At 42.9% G+C, this 5,376-nt stretch carries 4 protein-coding genes; 2 read left to right on the top strand and 2 right to left on the bottom strand.

Translation table 11 applies throughout. The features are described from left to right. Positions 1-242 precede the first annotated feature (242 nt). Both QZZ43_RS15800 and QZZ43_RS15795 read right to left on the bottom strand, forming a co-directional pair. Complete coding sequence (locus QZZ43_RS15800; RefSeq protein ID WP_291861406.1) at positions 243-581, bottom strand: cupin domain-containing protein; 339 nt, start codon at positions 579-581, stop codon at positions 243-245. Continuing rightward, complete coding sequence (locus tag QZZ43_RS15795) at positions 578-1,153, bottom strand: TetR/AcrR family transcriptional regulator (protein ID WP_291861404.1); 576 nt, start codon at positions 1,151-1,153, stop codon at positions 578-580. Before QZZ43_RS15795 ends, QZZ43_RS15800 begins: the two co-directional genes overlap by 4 nt. A gap of 724 nt (positions 1,154-1,877) precedes the next feature. Between QZZ43_RS15795 and QZZ43_RS15790 the strand changes: the two genes are divergently transcribed. Beyond that, positions 1,878-3,125 carry an exonuclease subunit SbcD gene (locus tag QZZ43_RS15790; RefSeq protein WP_291861402.1) on the top strand — a complete coding sequence of 416 codons (1,248 nt, stop codon included), beginning with the start codon at positions 1,878-1,880 and terminating at the stop codon, positions 3,123-3,125. Between the two features lie 215 nt (positions 3,126-3,340). Further along, on the top strand, positions 3,341-5,376 hold a 2,036-nt coding region (locus QZZ43_RS15785), incomplete at its 3' end, for an AAA family ATPase (protein ID WP_291861400.1).

Below are 5,376 nucleotides of genomic sequence, written 5' to 3'. Positions count from 1 at the left end.
GACCTTGGCAGGTAAGCCTAAAAACAAGGTTGTTTTATCGTAAAATCGTCTCTGTTTGAATCTCGTGCGCGCAGCAAACGAGATGAGTTTTGACGATTTCGATAAAAGAACCGTAGTTTTTAGAGCGTAAGCTGGCTCAGTCTTGACCTTTTTTGATTACTTTTTTGTATCAAGACAAAAAAGTAATTCAGGGTTTAAGGGATGAAATCCCTGTTGGGTAAATATTTAGGTCACTAATGATTTTACAACAATTTGGTTTGCTTCGTTGGTTTTGGCGCTTTTACCACCAAAATGCGAGCAGGCTTATCGGAAGTATTGGACAAATAATGCACAATATCCTTAGGACTTTCAATAACCCAGTCGGCCTGAACCATTTCTTTCTCTTCTCCAATATGGACATTGGGCGTACCCTCCAGGATGTAAAAGAAAACATCCACCGGAGTAATATGTGGTTTTAAAGTCTCTCCCGGTTCCAGTCGAATATGCACAGCCTGCGCAGTCTCATCATCATAAACAGGACGCGTATCTACCTTATGCGGGGTCTCTTTAATGGGCGCTTCGCTTACTTTTGTAATCTTCATAATGAAATCATTTTTATTATTGTTTGAATCAACTGGTCTCCTTCTTCACGCAAATCGAACCGGCAATCCTGCATTTTCCATTTCCGCGCCAACAACCTTACCGGGCCGAAAAACATCATTACCAACGTTTCAACAGGCGTACCTGTCAAATCCTCTTTTAAAGCAATTTCAGAAATAATGGCACCAAGCTCTTTCTCATTAATCTGCTGAATCTCCATCACTTTTTGGCTCAATGCCGGCTCGTTTCTGAAAATCTCCTCGGCAAAAATGACTGAAATCAGCGTTGGGTTATCAGCAAAAACATTAAATATCATTTTAAAAAAGAGTTCCATCCGTTCCCTTGCCGGAAGTTGAGCAGCAGATTTCTCCTTGTGATAGAGACTGACACGCTGCAGGAACCCGTCAAGAATGGTTGCCAGTATTTCCATTTTACTATCGAAATGACGATAAATTGCAGGCTCGGATATTCCAATCTCCTTCGAGAGATTTTTAATGGTAAACCCCTGAATCCCCAGCCGGTCTATTAACCCGATGGAAGCCTCAATAATTTGTTCCTGACGTTCTGAAAGCATTTTGTAAATTTGGTTTGTTAGTATTCACTCACAAAGTAAATACATTTTTTCTGTGAGTGCAAGTTTTTTATTAAAAAAAGTCATTATTGTCATAAAACTGGATTATTCATAAATTATAATTCGTGTCCGGTTAAAGGATTGAGATTGCTTCACTAGGTTGCCAAAGACAGATTTTTGTAATAAATAAAAAATCACACAGTTAATAGTTGGCACCCTTTCGGGGACCTGGTTCATTTTGCCCAATCTCCCCCGGGTCGATAACCCGGGGTTATTTCAAGTTTGCCCCCTACGTGAACGAGCCAGGTCTATCATAGCCCGATTATTCCTCATTTTTTTTTGAGGTAGACACTACCAATGACAGATTAGGTGCGGCGGATTCCGATCCGCCGCACCTGCTCAACGAATAACCTTTCCTATAGTTTTAACATTGAGCATCTCTGCTTGTCATATTCCCATTATGCCTCAAAATCTAATTGAGTTGGACATTCGTAATGACGGGCCTTAGCAGGATATTGAGGGAGTTATACAAAAAGTACAAAACACAAAAAAGTGTCATATTGAGCGTAGTCGAAACATCTGGTTTTCAAACGAACAGATTTTTTCAAAACACTTCCAACCCAAGAAATTAGTGTTACTATCTTTATAATATATAAAAGACAGGCTGCAACATTGAATGCAACAGTCTGGGGCAATAAACACTCATCCCCCCAAAAAAATTATCTTTGTGAAACCGACCATTAAAATCAACTCAACCATGAGAATTCTCCATACATCCGACTGGCATCTGGGCAAACGGCTCGAAAGCTTTTCCCGGCTGGAAGAACAAAAAGAGGTATTGAATGAAATCTGCTCCATTGCGGATGAAGAGAACGCAGAAGCCATTGTTGTTGCAGGCGATTTATTCGATACATTTAATCCCTCCACTGAAGCCGTGGATTTATTCTACAAATCACTAAAACGTCTCAGCAACAACGGCCACAGACCAGTTATTGCAATTGCCGGGAATCACGATTCGCCCGACCGCATTGAGGCTCCGGACCCCCTGGCACGGGAATGCGGAATTATCTTCGCCGGATTCCCCAATTCCAGGATTCAACCTTTCAGCCTGGAAACGGGTTTGAAAATCACCCAAAGTGCGGCCGGATTCATAGAAATCATTCTGCCGGACAATCCTGTCCCGCTTCGAATCATCACCACCCCCTATGCGAACGAGTTGCGGCTAAAAACCTTCCTCAACCCAGATAAAAAGGAGGAATCCCTGCGGACTCTTTTGAAAGAATCCTGGCAAAGAACAGCGAATGACTTTTGCGATAATAAAGGCATCAATCTTTTAATGACGCACCTGTTTATGATGAAAGAGGGCGGGGAGATACAGGAAGAGCCCGAAGATGAGAAACCCATACTTTATGTAGGCGGGGCACAACCGGTTTTTACATCAGACATCCCCGAAAACATTCAATATGTGGCATTGGGACACCTTCACCGCTATCAGGAAATTAGTGGGGCCGCGTGCCCTGTGATTTATTCAGGTAGTCCCCTCTCCTACAGTTTTGCCGAAGCCAATCAGGAAAAACATGTGGCTATGATTGATGCAGAGCCGGGAAAACCGGTTTCGGTAAAAAAAATCCCCATCAAAAGCGGACGACGATTACAGCGAAAACGTTTTGAGGATATTGATGCAGCAGTAGAATGGCTGACCGACAATCCCAATATGTTTGTGGAACTAACCATTGTCTCAGACACCTACCTGAAAACCGAAGACCGCAAAAGACTGTACAATGTTCATGACGGTATCGTAACAATTATCCCAGAGGTGAAAAACACTGTCACATCCCCTCTTGGGCAAGGGCCCGACATTGACCTGGCCAAAAGCATGAACGATTTGTTTGATGATTTTTTCGTCCATGCCAAGGGTCAGAAACCGAATGAACGAATTAAGGAGTTGTTTAAGGAGATTGTGGGGGCGCGTTGAGAGTTTTGAGTTCTGGGTTTTGAGTTTTGGGTTTTGTGTTGAGAGTTGCAGGTTTCGTGTTGCAGGTTTGAGCTCTGATTTTTGCCTCTTTGCACCAGGCCCCTAGCTCCATGCACTTTGCCCCATGCACTTTGCCCCATGCTCCATGCCGCATTCCCTCCAACCATTTCACCATTACACCATTACACCATTTTACCTTTTAAACCATAATCACCATGATACCAAAAAGACTTACCCTACAAGGCATATATTCTTATCAGCAGGAACAGACCATCGATTTCAGCACCCTGACGGAGGCCGGTTTATTTGGCATCTTTGGAAGCGTGGGAAGCGGAAAATCCACCATTCTGGAGGCCGTTTCCTTTGCATTGTTTGGTCAATCGGAACGCCTCAATGCACGCGACAACCGCAACTACAATATGATGAACCTCAAATCGAACGAACTGAAAATCGATTTTGAGTTTACCTCGGGAGGAGAAACCTATCGTTTTATGGTTCAGGGGCGGCGCAACAGCAAAAAATTTGAGGATGTTAAAAAACTTGACCGAACGGCTTATCACTTGAAAAACGGAGAATGGGAAAGCATTCCGGAAGATTCTGCCGAAGAAATAACCGGCCTCAATTACAACAACTTTCATCGAACCATCATCATTCCACAGGGCAAATTTCAGGAGTTTTTGCAGCTTGGTTCGAAAGAGAGAACCGACATGCTGCGGGAGCTGTTCAACCTAAACAAATTTGAACTCTTCGGACGTGTTGCAGAGATGCAACGCAACAATGAATTGAACCTTGTGGAACTCACTACCAGGCTGGAAAGCCTAGGAACCATCAATCCTGAGGAAATAGAGGGGCTGGAAACAAAAATCAAGACCACGGGTGAAGAACTTAAACAAGCGAATGAGACAGTAACCAATCTTCAGAAACAAATCAAGGCAGAAGAGGGAGTCCGGGAAATACAAAACAAAATCAATGAAACCAAAGCCCGCCAAACCAACCTTCTGAAAGAGAAAGAACAAATAGACGGGTTGGAAAAGGAACTGAAAGAATATGAAACGTTTTCGCGCATATTTCGCTCTCCGCTGGAAAGGGCCGACCGACTGACCCAAGACCACAACAACATTGAAAAGGAGCAAAAGACAGAAACAGAGGAATTACAAAAACTCCGGGAAAGACTGAAAAATCTGAACGAAGTTTTTGCTAAAACCCGCCAACAATGGTCGAACCGGGACAAATGGCTCCGTGAAGCCGAAGAATTTGAAAAAATGAGCACTTTACGGCAATTGGAAGCCGAAATTGCCAAAGAACAGGAGCGACGGAAGAAAGGCGCCACAATGGTGGAGGAAAATCTTGTTGTTTTAGAAAAATTGAAAGACCGTCTGAAAAACAACAAAGAACTCCTGAACGCTAAGAAAAAACAACTGCCCGACCTCAAAATATTATCCGATGTGCGGGATTGGTTTTCGCAAATCAAACAACTATCGGGAAGTCAGAAAGAGACGAATGACCTGCTAAATGAAGTTTCAATTGCTGAAAAGAATGAATCTGCTCAAGTCATAAAAATTGCAGTAAATCGCAACATTCCTGCTGAAGAACCTGTCGCCAACCTCATAAAAACGTTGCAGGCATCGATTTCGTCTGAAAAAAAGCAGCTGGAGGAAAATAAAAAACAACTGGAGGCTGACTGGCACCAGGTACAAGTGCAACAACAACTGCAAAAGTTCGCGCACGAACTCACTGATGGAAAACCCTGTCCTCTCTGTGGTTCAGAGCATCATCCCAATATTTTGGAAGCAGACGACCTGTCTGAAAAACTGGAGAAAATAAAAAAGGACCGACTAAAAAACGAGGAACAAACCAAACAACTTTCCGAGACAGAAACCACACTTCTGCGAATCTCCGACAGAATAGAAACCATCTCTAAAGACCGGAAAAAATATACAGCCAACCTGAATCTGCTCACCGAACAAATCAAACAGCACCGTGAGAAGTTTCAGTGGACTCAGTTTTCATTCGATAAAGAAGAACAGGTTACAGAGGCTTTCAAAAAGCATGAGGTCATCAGTAATGAAATCAAGGAACTGGAAAACGAGCAGGAAAAAATTGGCTCTGAATCAGAAAAGGCAGAGAAAAACAAGGAGAATTACAGCAAAGTGCTTGAGGAAATTAAACATTCCATTATCGAGAAGAAAAGTCGCGTTGATACCCTCTATAGCCAGTTTAATGAGTTTAAGCCGGAAAACTTAACTGCATT

This window comes from Marinilabilia sp., from assembly GCF_016278715.1.
In the GTDB taxonomy this organism is placed as follows: domain Bacteria; phylum Bacteroidota; class Bacteroidia; order Bacteroidales; family Marinilabiliaceae; genus Marinilabilia.
Note: the sequence above shows the minus strand (reverse complement) of the source record. Positions and strands in the feature narration are given on the sequence as shown.

What these genes read in the sequence shown, in the direction of transcription:
- QZZ43_RS15795 (WP_291861404.1), bottom strand. Translation starts at nt 1,153, where the DNA reads ATGCTTTCAGAACGTCAGGAACAAATTATTGAGGCTTCCATCGGGTTA.
- QZZ43_RS15800 (WP_291861406.1), bottom strand. Translation starts at nt 581, where the DNA reads ATGAAGATTACAAAAGTAAGCGAAGCGCCCATTAAAGAGACCCCGCAT.